Genomic DNA, 26,016 nt, shown 5'->3' with positions numbered 1-26,016 from the left:
ACAACAAATGAAGAGCAGTAAACTATTAATTTTAACAGGGCTAATCCTTGGAACATCATTAAGTTCATTACATGCGCAAAGCGGGAAATGGCAAAACCTGTTTAATGGCAAAGATTTAAAAGGCTGGAAACAGTTAAATGGACAGGCAAAATATGAGGTCGTAAATGGAGAGATTGTAGGTACTACAGTTTCCAATACGCCCAATTCATTTCTGACAACAGAAAAAAAATATGGTGATTTCATCTTTGAGGTTGAATTGTTTGTAGACAATGCCATGAATTCTGGTATACAGTTTAGAAGTGAGAGTAAACCAGATTTTAAAGAAGGTAGAGTACATGGATACCAAATGGAAGTAGATCCTTCAGACCGCGCTTATAGTGGTGGAATATACGATGAAAGTCGCCGAGGTTGGTTATATCCTTTGGATATCAACCCAAAGGGTCAGCTGGCTTTCAAAAAAGGACAATGGAATAAGTATCGTATTGAATGTATAGGTAATTCAATCAGAACCTGGGTAAATGGTGTCCCTACAGCTAATTTGGTTGATGATATGACTCCTTCCGGTTTTATTGCTTTACAAGTACACAGCATCGGTAAAAATGATGCGCCAGGAAAACAAATCAAATGGAGGAACATCAGAATCCAGACAGAAGGTTTAAAGCCATCAAAACCGGATCAGACCTATGTAGTGAATATGATTCCTAACGATTTATCGCCTGCTGAGAAAATAAATGGATATAGCCTTTTATGGGACGGAAAAACAACTAAAGGCTGGATCGGTGCTTATAAAAAAGGCTTTCCAGAAAAAGGTTGGGAAATTAATAACGGAGAATTGAGTGTTGTTAAATCTAATGGAGGAGAAAGCACTAATGGAGGTGATATTGTAACTGAAAAACAATATGGCGCCTTCGCTTTAAAGTTTGATTTTAAACTTACTAGGGGTGCTAATAGCGGTGTTAAATACTTTGTAACCTTATCAGAAGGAAATAAAGGATCAGCAATTGGTATGGAATATCAGATTCTTGATGATGAGAACCATCCTGATGCTAAAATGGGTAAAAATGCAAACCGTACACTTGGATCCCTGTATGACCTGATTGCAAGTAAAAAGGTTCCAAATGCAAAAAGGAAAATCGGCGAATGGAATAAGGGTGTCATTATGGTTTATCCGAACAATAAAATAGAATACTATCTGAACGGCTATAAGGTTGTAGAGTTTGTAAGAGGCTCTGCAGAGTTCAATGCGCTTGTTGCAGAGAGTAAATATAAAAACTGGAAAGGCTTTGGTATGGCGCCAAAAGGACATATCCTGCTTCAGGATCATGGAGATAATGTATCCTTTAGAAGTATTAAAATTAAAGAACTTTAAATCGTAAGTAATCATGTTGGATTCAAGAAGAAAATTTATCAAACAATCTGCTATTGCAGCAGCAGGTACGTATTTGGGAACGATGGGTTTAAGTGCTAAAAGTTATGGGAACATTATTGGTGCTAACGACCGTGTACGTGTTGGTGTGGTTGGATTCTCCGACCGTTTTAAAGACGCTCTTCTACCCTCTTTTTTACACCATAATAAGGAGTTGAATTTTGATATTGTTGCGGTATCCGATTTATGGAATTATCGCCGCGGACTTGGTGTAGATCATTTGAAATCTAAATTCGGACATGATATTACGGCTTGTCGTAATAATGATGAGTTGTACAATTTAAAGGATATTGATGCTGTAATTGTAAGTACAGCAGATTTTCAGCATGCTATTCATGCTGCTGAAGGTGTGAATAATAAATGTGATGTATATTGCGAAAAGCCTTTTGCTGAAACTATGGAAGATGCCCGGATGGCATTAAAGGCAGTAAAGAACTCTAAACAAATTGTGCAAATCGGCTCTCAGCGTCGTAGTGGAGCTAATTATAAAGCGGCTTCGCAATTTATTAAGGATGGTAAATTTGGTGATATTACGATGGTTGAATTGAGTTGGAATGTCAACCAGCCTGGCCGTTGGCGCAGACCTGATCTGGTAGCTAAATTAAAACAGGAAGATACCGACTGGAAGCGTTTCCTTTTGAACCGTCCTTTTGAAGAATGGGATCCACGTAAATATTTAGAATACCGTTTGTTCTGGCCCTACTCATCAGGTATGCCGGGACAATGGATGTCGCACCAGATTGATACCGTGCATTGGTTTACAGATTTAAAACACCCTAGAAGTGTGGTTGCCAATGGAGGTATTTACCAATGGAAAGATGGCCGGCGTAATTGGGATACCACTACAGCGGTATTTGATTATGGAAAGCCAAATGACCCTAATAATGGTTTTCAGGTTGTATTTACATCCAGAATGCACAATGGGGATGAACGTCCCGCGGAGATTTATTACTCTAATGGCGGCGAGCTGAACCTGAATACCAATATGGTTTCGCCAATTGGTGGATTAAAAGAAAAGCCTGCTGCGGCTATGGGCATGAAACCTAACTTATTGCCAGAATTGAAATTAACTGACCTGGTAGAAAAGGTAGCTGCATCTGCTAATACTGGAGGTGATAAGCTTACCTCTTCACATATGCGTAACTGGATGGAATGCATCAGAAGTCGTAAGGAGACTAATGCTCCAGTAGAGGCTGGATATTACCATTCTATCGCTAACATTATGACAAATGCTGCGGTAAGAACGGGAAAGAAAGCTGTTTTTGATGAAGCGAAACAGGAAGTAATGGTAGACGGTAAAGTTTTTAAATACTAGTTATACATGATAAAGGGGCAAACAACCCCCTTTATCATGTTAATGAATTTATAACCGATCAACTGTTGTTTTGGGTTTATAAATAAACTGAAGATAAACAAGTGCAAGAACCGTGATTCCAGCACAAACATAAAATGTTATAGGAATCATCTTCAGGTCATCAATAAATAACCAACCTGCAAGCAATGCACCTAAGCCAATACCGGCTTCTAATGCAATATACATAGTAGCCATTGCCTTACCTCTTTGTAGCGGATCACTTAAATCTGCAGTCCATGCTGATGTTGTTGGTGAAAGCATTCCTGTTGCTATACCATATAATGCAGATGCCAGCATTAAGCTAAGTGAAGAATCAGCCATCCCTATCCAGATCAATGAAACTGCTAAAAGTGAAGTGGATATTTTGAGGATTAAAACCCTGCCATGTTTGTCGGACGCTTTACCAGCCACAAAACGAATGAGTAAGGAAGTCAAGGTAAATACCATAAAGAACATCCCTTTATTGCTTGTGCCCAAATGTGCGCTCCAATCAGAAATTACAGTTAGAATGGCACCATAAGCGATATAAGTCATGAATATAATAGTAACCGCTGGAATAACTCGCCATTCAATTATGTCTTTCCTGTTTACTTTTAAGTGTTTTATTTTAAACTTTTCCTTTCCAGGTAAGGTTTCCTTCATGTTTGCCAAAATAGCGATTGATAATAAGGCAAATAAAGAAGAGCAGTAAAATAAGATATTGATACTATAATGATCAGTGATCAAACTCCCAATCGCAGGGCCTATAGCCAATCCAGTACTGAAACAAATTCCGTGAATCCCCATAGCTTCTCCCCATTTTCCTTGTGGTACTAAATCTGCAACATAAGCTGCGGTGGCTGTCGGCTTAAAGCCTGTAGAAAAGCCGTGGATTAACCTCAGGAACAAAAAACCTGCAATGGTGGTCAGCATAGGATAAAGGAACCCACATACAAAACATACCAGTGAACCTACTGCCATAACCGGTACCCTACCTATAGTATCTGTTAATTTACCACTAAACGGTCTTGAAATACCCGCAGTAAGTGTAAACAAGGCTATGATTAATCCTTTGTACTCCGCACCTCCCATTGCTGTTAAATAAGCCGGAAGTTCAGGAATCAACATGTTAAAGCTGGCTGAGAACAAAAATGAACTTAAACAAACAAGGCCAAACTGTAATGTATAGAATGTATCGGAAGGATGTCGCATTTTTTACTCCTGTTTCCGTTTTCCATTTAGGTTAATTACCGCTCCAATAGTAAAAATGGAGTTCCCGGCATTCATGTGCTTCCTGCTATTTAAGCCAAAAGTACCACTGGTTGTATACTGAAGCTGGAAAGTCTCACTGATACGCATTCTGGTGAAAAAAATGGGCTCCAGAAAAATATTACCCTCTCTTACTTGGCCGGTATTGTTACGCATAAAAGTTTTCATATCAACATTGCTAATACGCAAAGCCGTACCATAGTTTAAAGCATAATCATGGCCAAAGAGACGTAAGTTGTTGTTCTTCTTTGAGCTATAGTTAACCTGTAAGAAGGTTTTGCTGTAGGTAATTTCTTCGATATCAGTTTTTATCAATACATCATTGTCATCAAACTCCCTAAAAGTGCGATCTGTTCTGCCCGAACCTACCCCTACATACACTTCAAAAATACGGTTATTGTCTGGCCCGAATGTATCAAACCATCCTCCTCCAATTTCCATTAACTTATGTCGGTAATCCCTACTTTCCTTTTCTCGGTTCATATAAGAACCACTGAACAAAACGCCAATGTGATTTGAAACTGCATAAGCGCCATTAAGACTGGTATTAAGTCTGGGCGAAATATGTAAGCCGCCGCTAAATTCACCCTTCTGACTAAGCATAGGTGTGTTTGGCACATTGGGCATGTACACAGAAGAACATGAACTGATAAAAATAGCAGAGATTATGGAAAGAGGTAGCGTAAGTTTCTTGATCATAGATAGGTAATACTTTGCTTTGTTTCTACATTAACGTAGTTTATTTGGATTTTCTTGCAATGTATTATTTTTTTGTGAATCTGCAGATTTTCAACACTCAATTCCAGAGTCGCATAAGACCTTTCTAATTGCCCTTAGAAAGAGGTAATTAACTATTAATTTAAAATAATTCAAACATATAAGGTGTCTGTATGTTGTTTTAATAATATATGAATACAAGTAGTAAAACAATAATTATCTCAAATCGATTACCAGTAAAAATTACAGAAGAAAATGGCGAATACAAACTTAGTCCAAGTGAGGGTGGCTTAGCTACCGGCCTGGGCGCTGTCTATAAGAAAGGCAATAACATATGGATTGGCTGGCCAGGAATTGAAGTTCCAAAAGAAAGACAGGCTGAGGTCACCTCAAAATTAGCAGCTTACAATCTGATACCTGTATTTCTAACGGCCAATGAAATTAACTTCTATTATGAAGGGTTTTCTAATGAAATATTGTGGCCCGTGTTTCATTACCTGGTTACCTATGCTAAATTTGATGAGCAATATTGGGAATATTACAAATCTGTAAATGAGAAATTCAGAGATGTAGCATTGAGTAACTTAAATAAGGGGGATACGATTTGGATACATGATTATCAATTGCTGTTGCTGCCTTGCCTGATTCGTACAGAAGAGCCACAATTAACTATTGGTTTTTTTCAGCATATACCCTTTCCATCATTTGAAATTTTCAGGTTAATTCCTTGGCGGGAAGAATTAATTGCCGGAATGTTAGGTGCCGATCTTCTGGGGTTCCACACGTTTAATGATGTTAGTTATTTTTTAAGTGCTGCATCGCGATTGTCATCCAGTAATTTATCTGATAATGTACTAAATTATAAAAACAGGCAGATTGTTGTAGAAGCTTTTCCTATGGGCATTGATTCAGAAAGTTTCGAATCATTAACCCAAACAGATAAAGTTACGAAGTATGTTAGTTCCTTTAAAAATAGTTTAAAGGATTTAAAAACGATACTTACTATCGACAGGCTTGATTATAGTAAGGGTATATTAGAACGCTTGCAGTCTTTCGAATTGCTTTTAGACCAGCATTCCGAGTACATCGGGAAGTTAGCACTATATATGATTGTTGTTCCTTCCAGGGACACTGTACCAAAATACAAAGAATTAAAAGACCAGATAGATCAACTGGTCGGGAATATAAATGCCCGTTTCAGAACCATAAACTGGGTTCCTATCCATTATTTTTATCGTTCTTTTTCTGTTGAGTTCCTCTCGGCCATTTACAGTACGGCCGACATTTGTCTGGTTACGCCTATGCGTGACGGAATGAACCTGGTGAGTAAGGAATATGTTGCCTCCAGAACAAATGATGATGGTGTTTTAATTCTGAGTGAGATGGCGGGAGCCTCAAAAGAATTGAATGATGCGCTGATTGTGAACCCAAATAATATGGGTGATGTAATGGAAGCTGTAATTAAAGCTATAAATATGCCTTTGGATGAGCAAGTTATGAGGATGAAGAGTATGAGGGCGATAGTCAGCAAATTTAATGTATACAGATGGGTTAAAAATTTTATGGATAAATTGACAGAAGTAAAAACACTACAAGCCTCTTTATTAACCAAACACGCTGTAGCAGCGGTTAGGGCCAAAATTGCAGAGGATTATGCAAATGCAAAAGAAAGATATATATTTTTAGACTACGATGGCACTTTGGTAGGCTTCAATTCAGATATAGACAAAGCAGCGCCAGATGAGGAACTTTATTTTATTTTAGAACAACTGACACTGAATCCACTGAACCGGGTTGTCATAGTGAGCGGCCGCAAGTACGAGACCCTACAAAACTGGTTTGGCCATTTGAAATTAGATATGATTGCAGAACATGGTGCCTGGCAGAAATATCAAGGAAGCGATTGGAAACCCTTACCTTTGCTTACCGATAAATGGAAACATGAGGTAAGAACAGTATTGGATACCTATACCGATCGTACACCAGGATCATTTATAGAAGAAAAAAGTTACTCGCTAGTTTGGCATTACCGTAAGGTTGAAGAAGGATTAGGGGAATTAAGGGCCAATGAAATTATCAATCACCTAGGGGTATTTATTGCCGATAAAGGATTGCAGATGATGCCCGGTAATAAAGTCATCGAGTTTAAAAATATAGAAGTCAATAAAGGTAAAGCAGTACAGAACTGGCTATATGATAATCATCCGGACTTTATACTTGCTTTAGGCGACGACCATACCGATGAGGATATTTTTAAAACATTATCTCCAGAAGCCTATACAATAAAAGTAGGCAGCAATATTTCAGCTGCCCGTTATTATTTAAAAGATTATCATGAAGTAAGAGATTTATTGAAAGGATTGATTCAATAGCTAATTAAAGAAATACAGGTCTGTCTAGCTTAATAGCAATACGATGGGCGGCATTCATCAGGCCTACATGACTGTAGGCCTGAGGGAAGTTGCCCCATTGACTACCATCTACTTCATCCACATCCTCACTAAAGAGTAACAAATGGTTGGCATATTTAATAATAGATTCAAACTCTTTAATGGCATCATCAATTCTTCCTACACAAGCCAATGCTTCAATATACCAAAAGGCACAAATCAGAAATGTGGTCTTTGGTTTTCCAAAATCATCTGTGTGTAAATACCTGTAAAACAATCCATTTTCTGTCCTCAGTTCATTCTCTAGTGCAATTAAATGATCCTTGGCTTTTTGGGAATTTGGATCCAGGTAATTCATCAGAATAAGTTGCAAAGTGCTGGCATCCAGGTGTGGACTATCTATTGCATGGGTGTATACTTTACGTACAGGATCATAGCAATCTTCAATATGTTTTGCCGCCTTGTCAATTAAAACCTGAGCCCTCTCTTCATAAACACTATTTCCTATTGTTTTAGCCATTTTCAATGCTGCATTGGCACCAGCCCACTGGAAGAGATTGGTATAGCAATGTGTATTGGCAATGTTTCTAAATTCCCATATACCTGCATCTTTCTCGTCGATAGTACGTTCAATTTTTTTGAGCAGATAATCCAACCACTTTTCAGAGTCCTTTCTTTCCGAGTAAATGAAACGTGAATCTGTATAAAGTGGTAGCATAGAAACCAATACCTGACCATAAATGTCATTTTGGATATGCTCAAAAGCTTGGTTTCCAACTCTTACAGGCTTGTTACCTAAATAACCATCGATATTATCAAGGATACGTTCGGTCAGCACCCTTTCACCTGCAATGCCAAATAAAGGCTGATAGCGTTGATCGTCTCTAAACGAAATATCGGTTACGTACCCAAAGTACTTTTCCATTTCCTCAAAATGTCCGATATGGTTTAAAGCAGTAATCACATAATAAGTATCCCGCATCCAGCAGTACCTATAGTCCCAGTTACGCGTACTTCCCTGCGATTCTGGTAAACTAGTTGTACTTGCTGCGATAATCGCTCCAGTGTCTTCATACTGATGTATTTTGAGCGTTAAAGCAGAACGTATCACCAGCGACTGGTAAAATCCTGCTATTGTGGTATGTTTAATCCAAGTGCGCCAATATTTGATGGTTTCTGTTAAAAATCTATCGGCAGTACTGATGATAGGTGCTCCCAACTCATGTCCATAAGTAAGAATCAGGTATTTCGCTTCATTTAATGCAAAATACTTTTCATCTTCAATATAGCTTAATGAAATGTTGGTACTGAGTTGCATATCATCATCCGCGCCCTGAAATTCGATATGGTTGCTACCACGATGTCCAGTTTGAACAATTGTACCATAATCATAAACGGGTTTACACCTTACGCAAATCCTGGGCTCCCCTTCCAACGGTTCAATTTTTCTGATTAACATTAGCGGTTTAAAGTAGCGTTCAAACTGATGAAATCGAGGTGCATAATCCACTATTCGGTACTTACCTTCAGGATTACTGATTTCAGTGCATAATACATTGGTATTTTCGAGGTAATATTGTCTTGAAGTATATTCACCTTTTGGAAGAATAGAAAATTCACCACCTTGTTTTTTGTCCAGTAAACCACCAAAAACAAAACTGCTGTCGAAGCGTGGCCAGCACAGCCAATCTACATTTGTGTTTTTGTTGATATGAGCAAGGAATGCGCAATTTCCGATAATTCCAGTCTGGTAAGTGTGTCTTTCTGTCATAAATAATAGCAATTGATCTATTATAACAACAGGAAGGCTGTGGTTTTGTTCATTTTAAAGATAAATACTGATGTTATTTGATAAAATTATTATATAAACTGTTAATAGACAGGCGTAGTATATCTTGGAATCCGTCTTTATATTTAGGGTTGCAGCCATTGTTAATCACTACTATTCCGAACTTTTCTTTTGGGTCAAAGAACATAGCACTAAACAGGCCATAAGCAGAGCCTGTGTGTCCTTTTAGACTAATGCCTGGAATCAGATTATCTGCAGTTGTAATTGCCAGACCATATTTACTAGAGGCTAGTACTGGAGTCTGCATCAGCTTTGCACTCTTTTTAGAGATAATCCTGACCCGGTTTGCCTTGCCATAATTCATATGCATGATCATATCTTTGGCCAGATCTGTGGCTGAAATCTTAAGTCCCCCGGTTGGTGAGAATATTGGCGTACTATAACCCATTTTATAAGTTCTCAAATCATCAGCCCTGGAATCATATGCTGCGGGTGAGGCTATTAAAGTTTTTTTCAGCGTATCATATTCATACAGTGTTGCAAAACGCTTAGCATCTAAAGAATCAATACAATAACCGCCATAGATATCCAAGGGTTTTAGGATATGTTGAACAATGTAGTTGTCAAAACGTTCTCCAGAATATTTCTCTATTACTGCGCCTGTCAAGTTATAATTCAGGTTACAATACCTGTAACCTTTGCCAGGTTCATAATTATTATAGCATTTTTCCCAATTGACATTCTTTTCAGGATTGATGTTATCAAGGTTAAAATAACCCTGACTATCATTTATACTAGAGCTATGGGACATCAGCATTTTTAAAGTGACGACTGTTTCCGGATATTTAGGATTCCTTATTTTAAAGCCAATAAGCTTAGATATATCATCATTTAAAGACAATTTACCAACCTCTACCAATTGCATAACGGCGGTTGCAGAAAAAGATTTAGATATAGATGCAATTCTGAAAATGTCAGTATCAGACAGTGCTGTATTACTTTCCTTGTTTTTAAAACCAAAGGAATGTGTATAAATGATCTTACCTTTTTTAACCACAGCAACGGATAGGCCAACTGCATCCAGATCTTTCATAATACTTTGTATTTCATTTTCGGCATTTGTAATGTTTGATTGTGCGTTTGCAGTAGTTGAAAAAAGGATGATTAACGACAGTGGAATAAGACACTTAAGAGAATTGATCATATCTGGGGTTTTATATAAATGGGTGTAACCATTTTGGATACACCCATTCCTATGTTGTGCCTGCCCTACGCGGATCACCCACTCACAGGACTTTTTTGTCGTTTTAAATATGGCTTCTTAATACTGATAACAATTTACGGAAAAAATTGATTTTAATTCACAACAATTTTATTCACAAATCCACATTTTGCCAATTATTACTCTGTAGTTTAAAGAATGGATTAAGTTTTATCGGTTTGTAAAGTTATATTTGTGCAGTAAAACACATTAAAACTCATATTATGGCCTCATTAATCAGTTTATCAGCATTATCACTAATCATCATGGTTACTGCTTTTTATTTAACATTCAGAAAAAAAGACAATCATAACAGCGGACACTAATTTCCGCTGCTAGCTATTTCTTTTGCCTTTGATCAGCATTTTCATGGCATGCTCCATTGTACCAGCTTTAATTACTTCCCCAGAGTTCACGAAGTAAATCTCATCTGCATTTTCAATGGTGTTTAGTCGGTGGGCAATGATTACCAATGTAGTTTCCGTTGGTAACTTCTTAAGAATGTCACTTAATAATTTCTCTGTAATGGTATCGATGTTTGCCGTAGCTTCATCCAATATCAGTAGCTCAGGCTTACGCAAGACCGCTCTCATAAAGGCAATTAGCTGTTTCTGACCCAAACTTATATTGTCAGAATTGGATAACACCTCGGTTTCCAGTCCTTTGTCGAACAAGGCCAGTAAATCATCAAGGTGTGCTTCTTTAATTACTTCTTCCAATTGCTCATTGCTGAAGTCTTTATATTCGGTATTGCTGTATAAGATGTTATCCTTTACTGTTCCTGTAAATAAAAAGGGCTCCTGTAAAATAAAACCGATTTTGTTACTACGTTCTTCGGCAGTAAAAGAGCGAATATCTTTTCCTGCCAGTAAGACCTCCCCTTTTGTGGTATCATACAAACGGGCCATAAGCGAAGCTGTAGTCGTTTTTCCACCACCAGTAGGACCAATTAAAGCGTATGTTTTTCCCTTTTGTAGTTCAAAACTGATATTGTGCAAAATCTCTTCGCCACCAGCGTAAGAGAAATGAACGTTTTTAAATGCAATAAGCGCATTAGTCTGATGCGTATGTGTATCCGTGATAACTTTAAGGTCACTTTCTAAAGATAAGATCTGCGAGATTCTGTCCCAAGCCGCCATTGCCACCTGGAATGTGCTCCATAAAGCAGCCAGTTGTCGAAGGGGATTATAAAAGTTTATTGCATAAGAAAGATAACTGATTAATAAACCCACAGAAAACTCTCCAATTGAAATCAAGTGAATACCATAGAGCAATACAATCAGCTGAGCAGCACTAGAGAAGAAACCAAATACAGGGACAAACATCGTATTGGCAATACCTGCACCAATAGCGGTCTTGTAGTTCTCTGTATTAGTTTCATTAAATCTTTTTCTGAAATAATCGCGACGATTAAAGGCAATGATCACTTTAAAGTTATTGAGGCTTTCCTGAATTCCGGCGCTCAGGTTTCCTACACTTTTTAAGTTTAGAGCATTCTTTCTTTTTACCCAGGCAGAAACGACTGTAGCGAATAATAAGATAAACAGACCCGGAACAAGTGTAGCAGCACCAAGTTTAAAATTGATGACCAGTAAAAATACACCAGCGCCAATCATGGTAAAAATGCTACTTAGAAACTGCATCAGCGATTGTGAAAAGAACTGATTAAGCTTATCCGTATCATTATTTACCCTTGAAATCAAATCACCCGCTTTATTCTGGCTAAAGAATGCTACCGGGAGTTCTTGTATCTTACTGAAGATGGCATTCCGCAAAGTATATAAAGTCCGCTGTCCCACTCCTCCCATCAATTTAGTTTGCAGGTAGCCTGTAACCAAAGTAAGCAGGTACATGCCAAATAGAATAGCAGCATACATGAGCACCCCATTATATTGTTTAGTGCTGATATAATTATCTATCGTATGACCAATAATAAGTGGTGACAATAAGAGTAATGTAGCATTGATGATCATTGCAAAAAAAGCGAGTAGCAGATTTTTGCGTTCATGTTCAATAAGCTTTAGCAGCTTTTTAAGCACTGCAAATGTTGATTTCTTTTCTTCCTTACCAGTAATATGGTTAAGATTGTAGTTCATAATTGCTGGTACTTTGTTGTGAGTTGAAAATTTGAACGTATTCAGGACTGCTGCTCATGAGTTGTTGGTGTGTGCCTTGTCCTATGATCTCACCTTGCGTGATGAGTATTACATGATCATAGTTTTGTACTGCTGCAATTTTCTGAGTTACAGAAAGTAAAGTAAGGCCAGGGAAATTCCGCTGTACATTTTCCAAGATACGTTGTTCCGTATTGTTGTCTACCCTTGCTGTAAAATCATCCAACAATAAAACCTTAGGGTTTAAAGCCAATGCACGAGCTAACATGATCCTTTGTTTTTGTCCGCCTGATAAATTAGAGCCCCTTTCCGATACAATGGTATTCAGCTTTTCAGGAAGAGTATCTATAAAGTCCCTTAATTCAGCAGTTTCAATTGCCTTTTCTAAAGATTCATCGCTCACCTGGTCATTAAAAGCAATGTTCTCTCTGATGCTCATGTTAAAGATGATACTATCCTGAAACACAAAACCAACCTGATTATGAAAAGTTTCCTGGTTATAATCCGACACTGGTTTATCATCAAACAAAATCTCACCACTATCCGGTTTAATTAATCCTGTCAGTAAATATAATAACTGCGTTTTACCGGCAGCAGTTGGACCAATGATCGCAGTTTTTGAACCAGGTTTCAAACTAAATGAAATGTCCTTAAGCACAGGTTTCTGTCCATAAATAACATTGATGCCTTTCATTTCCACAAGTCCTTTCAGCTCTGCTGTTATGGTGCCAGAAGCAGTATCATTATCCTTATTTAATACATGAGATATACGTCCATAAGATGCTGTAGCCTGTGCAATTACATTACTCATAAAGCCAATTACTATAATTGGGAAAATAAGCATGGCCAGGTAACTATTAAAAGCTGCGAAATCACCGAGGGTCATTTTATCAGATATCACATAATGTCCACCTAATAATAAGATGGTTAACCCGGCAAGATTGGCAACGAATATAATTACAGGTATTAGTCCCGCAAACAGATTTAATATAGAAAGGCCAAGCTCTTTAGCTTTAGTATTGGCTGATAAGAACTTTACATATTCCAGTTGCTGGGAATTAATAACGCGGATTAGTGCTGCTCCAAGAATACTTTCATTAATCACCTTATTTAGCCAGTCTATTACTTCCCTGCTTTGTTTAAAAAGTACGCTTACTTTTCTGATGACTAAAAAAAATGTGATTCCGATAATTGGGATGATTGCAATGATAGTCAATGCTAATTTCCAATTGATGGTTAACAACAGAATGGTGGCTCCAAAAATGATAAATATGGAAGAGGTGATAGAAACTATAGCCTGTGCTATAAATACTTTAATTGAGTCAACGTCTGCCGTAAGGTTGGTCAATAATTTGGAAGGGTTTGACTGCTCAATGTAAGCATTGCTTTGCCTTGAAATTTGATCTGCGAGTTTCGTTCTCAGGTCTCTTGCTACTTTCTCTGAAGCGTAAGTTTGAATGATGCTTTGCAAAAAGGTAAACAGCAGTACAAAAAGTATTGCCACAGAGAACTTGATAAGAATACTTTGCAAATCAAACGTACCATTAGTATAAGCATCTATCCCATTGGCAATGATTTTTGGTAAGAGCAAGTTTACCCCGTTGCTGATCAACGCAAACAGTAGTAGTAAGATAATCAGCCCTTTGTAGGGCTTTAGAAGGTTAAGAATATTTGGTTTTCCAGTTGTACTGGTTTTTTTATTCATAGTGTAAAGCTATCCATTATTTTCATGGATTGTATAGCCTGATCTGCAGAACATGGATTAATTGTTTCTCCCTGGAAATATCTAACCACCTCAGCAATCATTGGCTGTTGAACATGTTGTAAGGCGTCAAATATAAATTCTTCTTCATTCCCATCTTTGCTTAAGGTTACTTTATGTCCAAACATGGGGAAGTTAATTCGTCCATTTGTTCCAATAATTTCACAAACATCCCTGTTTTCAGCTGCAGAAAAGCACCAGTTACCATTAAATACTACTCCATTTTTAAACAAAATATGCCCAGTCACCATATCATCCACTCCATAAGTGTTTCCTTGATTTAAAGAAAGTCCCTGAGATTGTTCCACTGCTCCGAAGAAGTGAATCATCAAGTCGAGCTGATGAGGGGCCAGATCATGAAATAAACCACCACCAGAGATGGCAGGATCCATACGCCAGTTACTTTCCGAATTTGCAATTAAATCAGATTTTGGGGGCTGTAGCATTTGTAGTTGTACAAGTTTTACCGTTCCAATTTCATTATTTTCTAAAAGTGACTTTACTTTTTGAAACATAGGTTGCTCACGTCTATAATGAGCAACCGATAACTTTGCATTATATTTTGAAGCTGCATTTCTCATGCGTATAGCAGCATCTGCATTTAAAGTCATTGGCTTTTCTACATATACAAATTTACCTGCTGCCATAGCTTTAATAGCATACTCCTCATGTTGTAAAGGAGGGGTAGCAATATAAATTGCATTTATTTCAGGATCATTAATAATCATGTTTACATCATCATACCATTTAGGTACCTGATGGCGTGTTGCATAATCTCTGGCTTTTTCACCATCACGACGCATTACAGCTAATAATTTAGAATTGGCTACTTTGTTAAAGGCAGGACCGCTTTTAACTTCAGTTACATCTCCGCAACCAATAATGCCCCATTTAATTACTTCCACTTCTTTTCTCCCCAGCATGTTTCTAACTTTCTCTATAAAATAGTTAGGTTTATTACTTAATGATATCTCCATTCTATAAATTATCTATATAGGTAAAAAAAGTTATAATTAAATACATAAGCATTTTTTAGGCCATAAACAGAATGTTACTTTGTGCAATTTACGGATAAAGCCTATTGATCACAAATAAAATGTTTCTAAACAAAAAAGCTTTTCTGTTTGTTAAAATAGAAAGTTAAAGCTGATTATAGCTTTAAACACTATTGAAAACATTTAAATAAGAATCTTATGAAAAAGCTAATTTTTACTATTGTTTTAGGAAGTGTTATGGCATTTGGAGCAAATGCGCAAATACAAAAAGGAAATGTGATGATAGGAGCAAACTTGTCGGACATTAAATTTGGGTTAGATAAGCCTAACGTATTCACATTTAATGTTAGTCCGAAGGCAGCATGGTTTGTACAAGACGGACTTGCTATCGGAGGTGAGGTTAATCTTGGTATCGCAACACAAAAAGGAAGCGGAACAGATTTTAACTATGGAGTTAGTGCTCTAGGAAGGTATTATGGAGAAACAGGTGCAAATGAAATTGTTAAGAGCTCCAGGTTCTTTGGAGAAGCTACAGTTGGTGTTCAGGGTTATAATCCATCAGGAGGTGGTAGTACCAATGGATTAGGTTTTTCATTTGGTCCAGGCTTTACCTATTTCGTTACACAAACAATTGGCCTTGAAGCCTTATTGAAATACAATGGTGTTGTTGGTTTCGGTACCAGTGCCTATGCTCATAACATTGGAATAGGTGTTGGATTTCAAATTTATCTACCAGGAAAAAGTACAGCTAGAAAAGTTGAACGAGATATGAAATAATATAAAATCAAAAAATATTTGGTGAATAAGAATAAATTAGTACTTTTGTGGTGAGAGCGTTAATTTAACGGGGGTAAGTCTTAGGACCTATCCCCGTTTCTTTTTTAGTCCGCCCTACTTATCAAACTTTTGCCCTTACAGGTTATTATTTCTAAAGTTATATTGCTTTACCACATCCTCTGGTACACCCTCCCATTTGTTTGGTGTATTTCCAGCATACCCTAAATCTTTAACTCCCATTTCAGTGGTGAAAAATCCTGAAGCAGTCAGATCTCTCATGAGGTTAAAAAAGGCTACGCCTTGTTCCATTCCTGGTTTTACTTTTCTTGGATAGGCTATCAGATCTAGCATTTGTGTTTGCTGGCTTGCTGATGCATCTTTAAATGGCTTCTCAAATCTGTTTAAACATTGTAGATCCAGCCATTTTAATCCGCCCCTCATGGGAAGTTGATGATAGGGTAAATCCTTTACAATAAATTCTATAAACTCAGGAACTTTCGCATCTGTAGCACTTCCTGATTTTTCATCTTTTGGAATAATGATATCTGATAAAACAGCAATAGTAGCCATTTCATGTGCACTGAAAAACTTTTCTTCATGTAGTTTTTTATCTCTGGCAATTTCGAACTCCTGTCTGCCAGGTTGTTCCGACTCACTGGATTCACCTGAAAGTTTAGGACTCTTCTCGCCAGGTTTACATGCATCAAGTAGTACTGACGCACTGATGGTGGTCAGCCCAAGGATTTTTAATGATTGACGTCTGTTCATGTTATTAAATATTTTGCTTCTTCTTTTGATCCAGAATATATTCAGCTGTTCTCATTGATAATGCCAGAATAGTCCAGGTGGCATTTTTATCTCCCTGTTGTACAAATGGTGCTGCATCAACTACGAATAGATTTTTACATTCGTGAGCCTGACACCATTTATTTAAGGCAGATTTCTTTGGGTCATTACCCATTCTTATGGTTCCTACTTCATGGATAATTTTACCCGGAGCAAGTAATCCGTAATTTGTTTCTGCCCCTTCTATATTTGAAGTTATGATAGCACCCATTGCATGCATCATTGCCTGGAAAGTCTCTTGCATATGCTTAGCCTGCTTAATCTCTTCGTCTGCCCATTTATAGTTGAAACGCAATACTGGAATACCGTATTTATCTACCACTTTAGGGTCTATTTCGCAATAATTGCTTTCTCTGGCAATTGCCGTTCCGCGACCAGCCATTCCTACGCGGGTTCCATAAAACCTTCTATAATCATCTTTTAAGGATGCACCATAGCCTCCTGGTTCTTTCATTTTGCCATTTCTATCAGGTACCAGCCCATTTAGATTATGCATGCCATCAGTAAAACCATAGGCTGGCATACCCATACCTCCCCAGTATTCTATATGATAACCACGTGGGAAATCGAGTTTTTTGTTGTCCAGCCACCATGGTGAATAGATATGAACACTACCAACACCGTCTTCATTATAACGCTTTCTATCCATTAATTGAGGTAAAAAACCACTTAAGCCGGCTCCGGTAGAGTCGTGTAAGTATTTACCAATAATACCACTGCTATTTGCCAGTCCATCAGGGTGAGCAGCAGATTTGGAGTTTAATAATATTCTGGCAGATTCACAGGCACTAGCTCCTAAGACTACTACTTTAGCATTTACCTGGTATTCCTGCATGTCTTTTTTATTAATATAGGATACCCCTATAGCTAAACCTGCTGAATCTGTCAATACTTCTCTTACCATTGCATTGGTAATGACGGTCAGATTTCCACTTTTTATTGCTGGAATAACCAGGCAGGAAGAGGAAGAGAAATCTCCATATACTTTACAGCTTCTGCCGCATTGTCCGCAATAAAAGCATGGTGCACGGTCAGTGTTTCCTGGTAAGGCTTCTGTTAATACTGAACCTCGACCTGGAATTACAGTTACACCTGTCTTTTCTCCTGCTTTTTTAATGAACAATTCATTTAAGCGGGGTTTTGGTGGTGGTAAAAAGATCCCATCTGGTTCATTTGGTATGCCCTCTACACTGCCGTAGACACCTATTAAGCGGTCTATTTTATCATAATATGGTTTTATTTCATCATAGGTTATTGGCCAGTCGTCTGTCAAGCCATCTTTACATTTAAAATCATCAGGTCCCATTCTTAGGGATATCCTACCCCAATGATTGGTTCTTCCCCCCAGCATTCTAGAACGAAACCAGGCAAATTCAGAATTGTTTTTTTGTGTATAGGGCTCGCCATCCAGCTCCCAGCCCCCATAGGAAGCATCGAAATCACCAAATGGTCGTGTAGTACTAGCACCTCTACGTGGCGATTCCCAAGGCCATTTTAGCTGTTGAGCGTGAAGACGTGGATCAAAGTCCTCACCGGCTTCTAACATCAAAACCTTTTGTCCGGCATTAGCCAGTACGTATCCAGCCATCCCTCCTCCTGCACCTGAACCAACTATAATTACATCATAATTTTTAGTTGATTTTTTAATCTGAAATTCATCCATATTGTATTATTCGTATTTGGTTACTGTAATTTATATCTTTTTGGATTATGATCTAAATATTTTCGGTAAAATATGCTTTATTGCATTTAATATTAGTATTCTAATCAATTGTTACCATTTAACGAAAATGAAGGTTGGACTTTAATTGAAAATCGCTTTATTTGTATAATTTTACCAACTAAATACTAACCAATTTTAATGCAGTCAAAACAATTTACCTGGCAAATAGCCTGGGACTATCAAGCATTTCGAGTAAAATTCATCATTGGAATGTTGATTCTGGTAGCCATTTTAATTTTCATCCCTCATTTCTTTTCGCATATAGAAACCAGAGAAGGTATTGAACTAAATGATTGGATGTTGAATATTATACCGGCAAAGGACGTTTCAGTACTGATATTTGCCGTTTTATATGGAATGATTTGTTTTCTGTTGGTCAGAATGTCGAAAAATACAATCATGTGCCTTACGGCTTTGTGGTCATTCATATTTTTATGTATTGCCAGGATCATCACCATATCATTAGTGCCATTAGATCCGCCTGCTAATATTGTTCATCTGTCAGACCCCTGCTCAATTTTTTTTTATCATGCGAATGTGATTACTAAGGATCTATTCTTTTCAGGACATACAGCTACTGTTTTTTTAGTGGCACTTTGTTTAGAGCGTAAACGTGATAAGATGATCGCATTTACGGCTACTGGAATTATTGCTGTATTGCTATTGATCCAACACGTACATTATACAATAGATATTGTTGCAGCTCCAATATTTATGTGGATTTGCTGGTATCTGGGGAAAGCGATGGCTAAAATTTAGTGATTTTGTTATCTAGTAACTAAAGGGAGGTTGTACTCCCTTTAGAACTAAATATATACGAGAACGTACCAAATGTGAAATTCATTTTAGTAAAACCTGACGCACTAGCATGCGTCAGGTTTTGGGTTTTTATAGGGGGATGATTAAAAGTAGAAAAGATTGAATTCTCACGCAATTATATTACGCAAACGCTATGTTTTACGTGGTAAATGATTACTTTAACGTGGTGAACGAAATGTGCCAAGTTGATTAAGATGGCAATTATGCTATTCGATACTTTTGAATTAACTTTGAAAACTGGTGTAATATTGAAATAATAAAATATATTAAGCAATAACGTGTTTGTAATCGTAAATATAGCTAAGTTTAGTGAAAAATTTAATTAACGTATAGATGACAGATAAATTAAACTGCGTTATTATTGATGATGAAAAACATGGCATTGAGCTATTGTCTGAATATATTGAAGAATTGCCAAATTTAACACTCTTAAAGTATTATACTGATCCATTGGCTGCATATAGGAACATTACCTGGGAAGACCATATTGATATTATCTTTTTGGATATTGATATGCCGGGTATGACTGGCATAGAGCTAGCCAGAATGATAAGGCACAAATCTAAATTCCTTGTAATTACTACTGCTCATACCAAATATGCAGTTGAAGCCTTTGGCATTTATGCCAATGACTATCTTTTAAAACCTATTTCTTTAAATAACTTTGCAATCGCAATTAATAAGATGATAGATTTTGACAAGCTTGGAAGAGATAGGATCAAACCTAAGACTTCCGACTTTTTCTTCATTAAAACAGATCAGAGTCAAAAATATATAAAAGTCAATCTGAAAGATCTTGTAGCTGTTGAAGGCTTGAACAATTATGTAAAACTACATACTATTAATTCAATGTATGTAGTTTATTTAACAATCAAGGAGGTAGAACATAAATTAGAGGGTGATAAATCTTTTATCAGGGTTCAGCGATCCTTTATTATTTCAATCGATCATGTAAATAAAATTGAAGGTTCTTCGATAACCTTAAATAATAACCTGGAAGTCCCTTTGGGTGCTACATATAAAAAGCAGTTCTTATCATATTTAGAAGATAAAACATTAAGATCCAACCGGGGAGTTCCGGAGTAAATTATAAAACGAACTATCTTTTTGATTAAAATACAAATACCCGCTCTGTTTTAAACTGTACAGATATACTTGATTACCATTGCATATAATGAAGAACTACTTAAGAAAAATACTATTGTTTTTAATGAAGTATAAAATTCATTTTATAGCATGGTTTTTCTTTATTTTCTATGAAATTGTTTTGACGGGTATATTAAGAGGCTACTTTGCAAGCTTCGGAAATTACTTTGTATTTTATGTTTTCAATATATTTTTGTTCTACTTCCATGCACATGTTGTACTACCTACTGCCTACAAGCAACAAAAACAGACATTCTGGGTGCTTCCTCTCCTGGTAATTATAGAGGTAATAATATATGTACCCTTAACTATTGGTGCTGTAGCACTTTTGCAACAATATGCCGATCTTACGATCTCTACAAAAGCAGCAATAAATAAAACATCCGTAGGTAACGGAGTTTGGAGAGCTATTTACTTTATTCTTTTTTCTTCTGGTTATTATTATTTAACGAGCTATTTTAGAGAGCGCAAAAATGCTCAGCAAGCTGAAAAGGACAGGCTATGGATGATTATTGAAAATCAAACAATACAATCTGAATTAATCAAAACCCAGTATGCGCATTTAAAAGCTCAGATTAATCCACACTTCCTATTCAATACATTGAGTTTCATTTATACCAATATCCGTAAAACTTCTCCGGAAGGTGCTGAAGCTGTATTGTCTTTATCTGAAATGATGAGGTTTGCCTTACGCGATGAAACTGAAAATACACTCATCCCGGTACCTTTAGAGATTGAACAGATTGAAAACTTGATTAAGCTTCATACACTTAAATCGGGTAGTCCATTAAACCTTACCTTAAAGTACGATAAGACCTTGGATAACATTGAAATTATCCCTCTGGTTATGCTTACTCTGGCTGAAAATATCTTTAAGCACGGTGATTTGACTAAACCTGATAAACCTGCTGTAATGTCTGTGAGTTTTGACGGGAATACTATATTGATTGAAACCAGTAATTACATCAATTCTAATTATGTTCGCCAGAGCCATAATATTGGCCTGGACAATACTGTAAAGAGATTAAAACTGATTTATGGTGATAATGCGGTTCTTAGTTTTAATAGGGATAGCACTGGCTATTTCAATTTGTATGTAAGAATTAACTTGTTCAACCCAGAAAATTCTGTGCATCCTGAATTTAGGAAGGATGAATATGTTCCTGACTTTCTCTCCAAATAATCTGGCGATATATGTTAAAATAGAAAAGCCTCCGGAATTTTTCTGGAGGCTTTTCTATGTAATTGCAATAAATACTTAAGATTTAGGATCTAATGCAGCATTGATTCTTACTAATAAATCTTGTAAGTGATATTTGCTCATACCTGTTGCAGTAGGTATTGCTGTACGGATTTCTCTTGCAAGCGTTGTTAAATGAGCTCTACCTATACTCGAAACATCCGAACTGGTTGGATCGGTTACTCTCATACCCGGGAACATTGATCCACCTGTTGAAGCTGCAGGTGCTTTAATTAATTTAGCCAGGTTGTCTATATATGCCTTTTGCAGATTTCTTCTATAAACATCAATGGTTTTACGTGAAGACAATTCTGTCCATACTCCGGCCTTTAAATCAGTAAACAAGTTGCCGATAGTATAAGCTTTTGCACCGTTTAAAGCTTCTGCATTGATCAGCTTATTAATAGTGTTTGGGTTCAATAGTCTGCCCAAAACATTCTTTTGAGTACCCTGGAATATATCAACTGGATTTAAACCTGTACGTTCTATCAGTTCCTTATTGATTAACCATGTTGGTGTAGCAAATAACTGACTGTTTAGGAAAGTCATAGCTTCTTTTTGTTTTGCAAATGGTACATGTTCAAACGATGGACCTTTTTCTTCAACACTTTTTGGTGAAGTATAGATACCACCTACATGCTTAACTACGTGCCCCATATAACGACCCCATTGTCCTACCACTTCAGTATAAAGTGTTTTGGCATTGGCATAACCTTCGTTAGGTTCTTTACTCCATGTTAGGATATTTGGTAACACGCGTTTCAGGTTTTTAATACCGTAAGTTGATGCCAGCATAGCATTGTCACCAATATCTTCACTTTGGTTACGTGGATCATCAGGGTCAGATTCTGTACCAAAGGTTAAACGCTTGTTTGCACCTACCCTTTTGATAATCGTTTGATTTGAATAAGTAGCTTCATCTGCTGGTGTATTAAATTCAGGTAACCATTTATAACCCCATTCAATTGCCCATAAATCATAATCTCCAATTCTTGGAAAGATGCCTTTTGCAGTTACATTATCTTCTGGTTGAGCTACGTAGTTGAACCGAGCATAATCCATGATTGATGGTGTATGGCCATTTTTTTCTACCCATTGCTTGTCTCTTAGTTTTTCTACAGGAACTGTTGCTGATGAACCAAAGTTATGGCGTAAACCTAAAGTATGACCAACTTCATGTGAAGAAACAAAGCGAATCAGCTCTCCCATTAGTTTGTCATCAAACTTCATTTTACGTGCTTGAGGATCAATTGCAGAAGCCTGTATGAAATACCAGTTTCTTAACAACAACATGATATTGTGGTACCAGTTGATATGTGTTTCTAGGATTTCTCCTGTACGTGGGTCATGAACATGCGGACCACTTGCATTTGGAATGTCAGATGGCTTATAAACGATTACGCTATGTCTGGCATCATCAATATTCCATGCCGGATCATTTGGTGCTTCTTTAGCTACGATGGCATTTTTAAAGCCTGCTTTTTCAAAAGCAACCTGCCAGTCGTTTACACCTTGAATAAGATAAGGAACCCATTTTTTAGGTGTTGCCGGGTCAATGTAATAAACAATTTGTTTTTTAGGTTCAACCAGCTCGCCTCTTTTGTATTTTTCTACATCTTCAGCTTTTGGCTCTAAACGCCAGCGGGTAATCAAAGATTGATTTTTAACACCATGTGGGTTTGCATCAAAATCTACATATCCGGTAGCAAAATATCCTACACGAGCATCAAAGAACCTTGGCTTCATTTGCTTAGATGGCAAAAGTACCATTGAACTGTTTAGTTCGTAAGTAGCTGGTGTTGCACTTGGAGCAGCTCCACCCATCATGCTACCTGGCATTTGTGGAGCAGATTTCATATAGGTCTTAAGAGTTCTTATTTCTATATTCATAGGATAAGCCTTAATTTCCTTGATATAACTTCTATCGGGCAACTGATTAGCTAAAGACAATCTTTTCTTAACTGATGCATCAAAGAAGAAAATATCATTATCACTGTTCATATAGTCTGTAACATCAATAACAACTCCTTTAACACCTGAAATTGAATCTTTAGCAAATGCTTTGATATCAAAAGAAGCAACTAAAGGTTGGATATTTGAACTCATTACTGATTTGAACATTCCGTGTTCTGTAGTATCATTCGAGCGCTCTCTGAAAGAAACACTTTTAAGGTATACTTTGTTAGAAGGACCTTTTTCGAAGCTGATTACATTATCGCCGATATGATCGCCACCGTAACCCATCATCGAGGCACGATTTCCTGCTGCTGCTTTACTAATTCTGTTAACTGTTAATATTTCTCTGCCTAATAATGAGTCAGCAATTTCAAAGAAATAACGGTCTTCAACATTATGAACTTTAAACAAACCCTTATCGGTTTTGGCTTTAGCAGTAATCACCTGGCTATATGGTTTTGGGCCAGTTGATGGTGCCCCCGGACGGTTCATGGCATTAGGATTGCCTGCTGGTGCAGCCGTAGCCGGCACAGGTGTTGGGGTTTTCGGTTTTCTTTTTTGCGAAAAACCCTGATAGCTGGTACACAATAGTGCCAGTGCGATCAAACTTAATTTATTCATTTAGATTATTAATTATAAGATTAGTTGGTTGTATGATATAAACCTATAGTTAGGGGCAACAGTATAAAATACCAATTGCCCCTAAAACAAAATTTATAAGGTTATTATTACTTGGCTTTATAAGCAGCTATACCGCTTCTTAAATAATCAGCATATTCTTTAGCGTTAAAGTTTGCACCCTGTGGGGCAACTAAAGGATTAAGGTCTTGTCCAGCCAGCACATATAAAGGCTGTGCATTGGAAGCATATCTTGTAGCCTGGAAATCAAGGTTCCAATAACCAATATCATCGGTATTGCGTTTCAGGATTTTAGAATAATGAACTTTCTCTGCAGGCATCTTAATGTTACGGTCATCAACATATAACTGAATAAGTACATATTCCTCTTTAATCAATCTTGCGACTTCCTGGTCAATCCATACCAGATCTTCCATTCTACGACAGTTTACACAGGTATGTCCGGTAAAGTCTAACAGAACGGGTTTGTTTACTTTCTTAGCATACGCCATTCCCTCATCCAGGTCAAAGAATACATTGAAGCCTACTGGTGCTTTTAAGGATTCACTATGTTTCACCTTAGAGGGGAAATCTGTTGAACCACTGGAAGCTGCCGGTCCATGTGCATTTAAGATGAAATCCTGAGTATTCATTGGCGGCGCAAGTCCACTCAATACACTTACAGGAGCTCCCCATAATCCAGGAACCATGTATACCGCAAAAGAGAACGACAGGATCGCAAAGAACAACCTTGGTACAGAAACATACTTCAAGTCGCTATCGTGTGCAAACTTGAGTTTGCCCAACAGGTACATTCCCATCAGTGTAAAGATCACAATCCACAGTACTAAGAAAATCTCTCTGTCGAACCATTCCCAATGCCAGGCTAAATCTGCTGATGAAAGGAATTTTAAGGCTAATGCCAGTTCCAGGAAACCTAAACATACTTTTACGCTATTCAGCCATCCACCAGATTTAGGCATACTGCTTAAAAATCCAGGGAAGATTGCCGATAAAGTAAATGGTAAAGCTAAAGCCAGTGCAAATCCGAACATACCAATTGCCGGAGCTAACAACTCCCCTTTAGAGCTGGCCTGCACTAATAAAGTCCCAATAATTGGTCCTGTACAAGAGAAAGATACCAAAGCTAAAGAAGCGGCCATAAAGAAAATACCGCCTAAACCTTTACTGTTGTCTGCCTTACTATCGATCTTGTTAACAATAGAGCTTGGTAAAGTAATTTCGAAGGCTCCAAAAAAGGAAACCGCAAATATCACCAGGAGAACAAAGAACAGGAAGTTGAATAATCCACTGGCACTTAAAGCATTTAATCCTGCAGAGCCAAAGATCACGGTGATCAATAAGCCGAAAGCCACATAAATGACAATAATAGAAAGTCCGTAGATTAAAGCCTGACCAACACCTTTACTTTTGCTCCCAGCACGGTTTGTAAAATAGCTAATGGTTAAAGGCACCATTGGGAATATACAAGGCATCAGGAAAGCTAAAAAGCCACCGATGAGACCCGCAATAAAAGTTTCCCAAAGGGTTTTTTCTGCTTCAGAAGTATTTGAACTTACACCAGCAGTTGTTGCTGTTGCATTTTTCGTGGTGTCTACAGCGCTTTTTGCGCTATCAATATTTTTAAGGCTATCCGCTTTTACAGGAGCAACAGCTGCTGTATCCGTTTCAGAACCCATCTCGGTAAATACAAGATCATCTATAGACGTATCTGCTTCCTGAGCGGAGGCAAAAGTTGCAGAACCTAAGAATAGAAATAGGTAAATGACAAGCATTTTCATGCTTGTCAAATAGTTTTTTAAAATCATTATTGG

At 37.4% G+C, this 26,016-nt stretch carries 18 protein-coding genes; 7 read left to right on the top strand and 11 right to left on the bottom strand.

The window, feature by feature from the left end:
- Window positions 1-7: 7 nt before the first annotated feature.
- Entirely contained in the window at window positions 8-1,369 is a 1,362-nt protein-coding gene (locus tag WC623_RS11225) for a DUF1080 domain-containing protein (protein WP_372851002.1), read from the top strand.
- A 13-nt stretch (window positions 1,370-1,382) separates the two neighbouring features.
- Complete coding sequence (locus WC623_RS11220; protein ID WP_372851000.1) at window positions 1,383-2,741, top strand: Gfo/Idh/MocA family protein; 1,359 nt, start codon at window positions 1,383-1,385, stop codon at window positions 2,739-2,741.
- A gap of 48 nt (window positions 2,742-2,789) precedes the next feature.
- On the opposite strand, the gene WC623_RS11215 is transcribed toward WC623_RS11220, so the two are convergent.
- Window positions 2,790-3,971 (bottom strand): MFS transporter, encoded by a 1,182-nt coding sequence (locus WC623_RS11215; RefSeq protein ID WP_372850998.1) that lies wholly within the window; start codon window positions 3,969-3,971, stop codon window positions 2,790-2,792.
- Between the two features lie 3 nt (window positions 3,972-3,974).
- Entirely contained in the window at window positions 3,975-4,727 is a 753-nt protein-coding gene (locus tag WC623_RS11210; RefSeq protein WP_372850996.1) for a hypothetical protein, read from the bottom strand.
- 209 nt (window positions 4,728-4,936) lie between these two features.
- Here WC623_RS11210 and WC623_RS11205 point away from each other — a divergent pair, with 209 nt between their 5' ends.
- Window positions 4,937-7,117: a bifunctional alpha,alpha-trehalose-phosphate synthase (UDP-forming)/trehalose-phosphatase gene (locus WC623_RS11205; RefSeq protein WP_372850994.1), complete on the top strand. Its 2,181-nt coding sequence runs from the start codon at window positions 4,937-4,939 to the stop codon at window positions 7,115-7,117.
- A gap of 4 nt (window positions 7,118-7,121) precedes the next feature.
- On the opposite strand, the gene WC623_RS11200 is transcribed toward WC623_RS11205, so the two are convergent.
- From WC623_RS11200 to WC623_RS11180, 5 genes are all read right to left on the bottom strand, one after another.
- Window positions 7,122-8,906: a glycoside hydrolase family 15 protein gene (locus WC623_RS11200; RefSeq protein WP_372850992.1), complete on the bottom strand. Its 1,785-nt coding sequence runs from the start codon at window positions 8,904-8,906 to the stop codon at window positions 7,122-7,124.
- A 73-nt stretch (window positions 8,907-8,979) separates the two neighbouring features.
- Window positions 8,980-10,128: a serine hydrolase domain-containing protein gene (locus WC623_RS11195; RefSeq protein ID WP_372850990.1), complete on the bottom strand. Its 1,149-nt coding sequence runs from the start codon at window positions 10,126-10,128 to the stop codon at window positions 8,980-8,982.
- A 392-nt stretch (window positions 10,129-10,520) separates the two neighbouring features.
- Window positions 10,521-12,281 carry an ABC transporter ATP-binding protein gene (locus WC623_RS11190; protein WP_372850988.1) on the bottom strand — a complete coding sequence of 587 codons (1,761 nt, stop codon included), beginning with the start codon at window positions 12,279-12,281 and terminating at the stop codon, window positions 10,521-10,523.
- Window positions 12,265-14,004, bottom strand: coding sequence for an ABC transporter ATP-binding protein (locus WC623_RS11185; protein WP_372850986.1), 1,740 nt, complete (start codon window positions 14,002-14,004; stop codon window positions 12,265-12,267). Before WC623_RS11185 ends, WC623_RS11190 begins: the two co-directional genes overlap by 17 nt.
- The gene (locus WC623_RS11180; protein WP_372850984.1) at window positions 14,001-15,038 is read right to left on the bottom strand and encodes a Gfo/Idh/MocA family protein; all 1,038 of its coding nucleotides are present in this window, start codon (window positions 15,036-15,038) and stop codon (window positions 14,001-14,003) included. Before WC623_RS11180 ends, WC623_RS11185 begins: the two co-directional genes overlap by 4 nt.
- Window positions 15,039-15,254: 216 nt before the next feature.
- Between WC623_RS11180 and WC623_RS11175 the strand changes: the two genes are divergently transcribed.
- Complete coding sequence (locus tag WC623_RS11175; protein ID WP_372850982.1) at window positions 15,255-15,833, top strand: hypothetical protein; 579 nt, start codon at window positions 15,255-15,257, stop codon at window positions 15,831-15,833.
- A gap of 135 nt (window positions 15,834-15,968) precedes the next feature.
- Here WC623_RS11175 and WC623_RS11170 read toward each other — a convergent pair whose 3' ends face one another.
- Window positions 15,969-16,601 (bottom strand): gluconate 2-dehydrogenase subunit 3 family protein, encoded by a 633-nt coding sequence (locus tag WC623_RS11170; RefSeq protein ID WP_372850980.1) that lies wholly within the window; start codon window positions 16,599-16,601, stop codon window positions 15,969-15,971.
- A gap of 4 nt (window positions 16,602-16,605) precedes the next feature.
- The gene (locus WC623_RS11165; RefSeq protein WP_372850978.1) at window positions 16,606-18,342 is read right to left on the bottom strand and encodes a GMC family oxidoreductase; all 1,737 of its coding nucleotides are present in this window, start codon (window positions 18,340-18,342) and stop codon (window positions 16,606-16,608) included.
- 198 nt (window positions 18,343-18,540) lie between these two features.
- Between WC623_RS11165 and WC623_RS11160 the strand changes: the two genes are divergently transcribed.
- From WC623_RS11160 to WC623_RS11150, 3 genes are all read left to right on the top strand, one after another.
- Window positions 18,541-19,161: a phosphatase PAP2-related protein gene (locus WC623_RS11160; protein ID WP_372850976.1), complete on the top strand. Its 621-nt coding sequence runs from the start codon at window positions 18,541-18,543 to the stop codon at window positions 19,159-19,161.
- Between the two features lie 393 nt (window positions 19,162-19,554).
- Window positions 19,555-20,307: a LytR/AlgR family response regulator transcription factor gene (locus WC623_RS11155; protein ID WP_372850974.1), complete on the top strand. Its 753-nt coding sequence runs from the start codon at window positions 19,555-19,557 to the stop codon at window positions 20,305-20,307.
- 124 nt (window positions 20,308-20,431) lie between these two features.
- Window positions 20,432-21,550, top strand: a complete 1,119-nt coding sequence (locus tag WC623_RS11150; RefSeq protein ID WP_372850972.1) for a sensor histidine kinase — start codon at window positions 20,432-20,434, stop codon at window positions 21,548-21,550.
- 75 nt (window positions 21,551-21,625) lie between these two features.
- Here the strand turns inward: WC623_RS11150 and WC623_RS11145 are convergent, their stop codons facing one another.
- Window positions 21,626-24,184, bottom strand: coding sequence for a zinc-dependent metalloprotease (locus WC623_RS11145; protein ID WP_372850970.1), 2,559 nt, complete (start codon window positions 24,182-24,184; stop codon window positions 21,626-21,628).
- 107 nt (window positions 24,185-24,291) lie between these two features.
- Entirely contained in the window at window positions 24,292-26,010 is a 1,719-nt protein-coding gene (locus WC623_RS11140) for a protein-disulfide reductase DsbD family protein (RefSeq protein ID WP_372850968.1), read from the bottom strand.
- Window positions 26,011-26,016: the final 6 nt, after the last annotated feature.

The organism is Pedobacter sp., from assembly GCF_041645105.1.
Taxonomy (GTDB): Bacteria; Bacteroidota; Bacteroidia; order Sphingobacteriales; family Sphingobacteriaceae; genus Pedobacter.
Note: the sequence above shows the minus strand (reverse complement) of the source record. Positions and strands in the feature narration are given on the sequence as shown.

Coding starts and splice junctions, on each gene's coding strand:
- WC623_RS11225 (WP_372851002.1), top strand. CDS start 8: ATGAAGAGCAGTAAACTATTAATTTTAACAGGGCTAATCCTTGGAACA.
- WC623_RS11220 (WP_372851000.1), top strand. CDS start 1,383: ATGTTGGATTCAAGAAGAAAATTTATCAAACAATCTGCTATTGCAGCA.
- WC623_RS11215 (WP_372850998.1), bottom strand. CDS start 3,971: ATGCGACATCCTTCCGATACATTCTATACATTACAGTTTGGCCTTGTT.
- WC623_RS11210 (WP_372850996.1), bottom strand. CDS start 4,727: ATGATCAAGAAACTTACGCTACCTCTTTCCATAATCTCTGCTATTTTT.
- WC623_RS11205 (WP_372850994.1), top strand. CDS start 4,937: ATGAATACAAGTAGTAAAACAATAATTATCTCAAATCGATTACCAGTA.
- WC623_RS11200 (WP_372850992.1), bottom strand. CDS start 8,906: ATGACAGAAAGACACACTTACCAGACTGGAATTATCGGAAATTGCGCA.
- WC623_RS11195 (WP_372850990.1), bottom strand. CDS start 10,128: ATGATCAATTCTCTTAAGTGTCTTATTCCACTGTCGTTAATCATCCTT.
- WC623_RS11190 (WP_372850988.1), bottom strand. CDS start 12,281: ATGAACTACAATCTTAACCATATTACTGGTAAGGAAGAAAAGAAATCA.
- WC623_RS11185 (WP_372850986.1), bottom strand. CDS start 14,004: ATGAATAAAAAAACCAGTACAACTGGAAAACCAAATATTCTTAACCTT.
- WC623_RS11180 (WP_372850984.1), bottom strand. CDS start 15,038: ATGGAGATATCATTAAGTAATAAACCTAACTATTTTATAGAGAAAGTT.
- WC623_RS11175 (WP_372850982.1), top strand. CDS start 15,255: ATGAAAAAGCTAATTTTTACTATTGTTTTAGGAAGTGTTATGGCATTT.
- WC623_RS11170 (WP_372850980.1), bottom strand. CDS start 16,601: ATGAACAGACGTCAATCATTAAAAATCCTTGGGCTGACCACCATCAGT.
- WC623_RS11165 (WP_372850978.1), bottom strand. CDS start 18,342: ATGGATGAATTTCAGATTAAAAAATCAACTAAAAATTATGATGTAATT.
- WC623_RS11160 (WP_372850976.1), top strand. CDS start 18,541: ATGCAGTCAAAACAATTTACCTGGCAAATAGCCTGGGACTATCAAGCA.
- WC623_RS11155 (WP_372850974.1), top strand. CDS start 19,555: ATGACAGATAAATTAAACTGCGTTATTATTGATGATGAAAAACATGGC.
- WC623_RS11150 (WP_372850972.1), top strand. CDS start 20,432: ATGAAGTATAAAATTCATTTTATAGCATGGTTTTTCTTTATTTTCTAT.
- WC623_RS11145 (WP_372850970.1), bottom strand. CDS start 24,184: ATGAATAAATTAAGTTTGATCGCACTGGCACTATTGTGTACCAGCTAT.
- WC623_RS11140 (WP_372850968.1), bottom strand. CDS start 26,010: ATGATTTTAAAAAACTATTTGACAAGCATGAAAATGCTTGTCATTTAC.